The following is a 649-nucleotide window of genomic DNA, read 5'->3' on the forward strand; positions in this document are numbered from 1 at the left end:
GGGTGGTGTGACGAGGCGGGTGCGGATCTCGTGGGTGGTGAACGGCTCGGAGGTGGTGGTGGTGACGTTCTGGCCGTCGACGTCGCGCCAGGTCGTCTCGCCAACGAGACGCCACTGGCCTTGCCACGTGGTGGTGAGCGTGACCTGGTAGGTGCCGAGGTGGGTGTAGACGTGCGAGACGGTCTTGTCCGGGTAGGGGCCGCCGGGCTTGGCGGTCGTCAGGGGCTTGGTCTTGTCGCCGAAGTCCCAGCGCCACTCGACCGGCGTCGCGCGCAGCTCGACCGGAGTGCCACCGACGGTCGTGGCGAGCGTCTGGGGCTCATCGTCGGAGTAGACGATCGTGTCGATCTGCACGAACGTCCAGCCACGGCCGTCGATGACCGTGATCGGTGAGGGTGTCAGCGTCATCTCGGCGAACGCGGAACGCACGTCGTCGATCAGGTCGCCTTCCTCCGGGGTGACGCACTGCCACGAAGACAGAGCAGTCCACGGACCCCACTGTGCGGCGCCGGTCAGGCGGCTGCGCGACTCACGCGGCGGCTGAAGGATCTCCCCTTCCGCACACTCGAGATCGAACCCGTCACACCGGTAGGAGTACGCCGGGTCATAGGAGACCGACGAGCCCGGCTGACACATCGCCGGGTCGATC

1 protein-coding gene is annotated in these 649 nt (G+C 67.6%); it reads right to left on the reverse strand.

Going from position 1 to position 649, the window contains the following annotated elements; genetic code table 11:
* Positions 1-408, reverse strand: a 408-nt coding sequence (locus AC4F3Q_RS13520; RefSeq protein WP_491040416.1) for a PKD domain-containing protein, incomplete at its 3' end; no start/stop codon positions are given.
* Positions 409-649 lie beyond the last annotated feature (241 nt).

This window comes from Flavimobilis sp. BM9 (genome assembly GCF_058313055.1).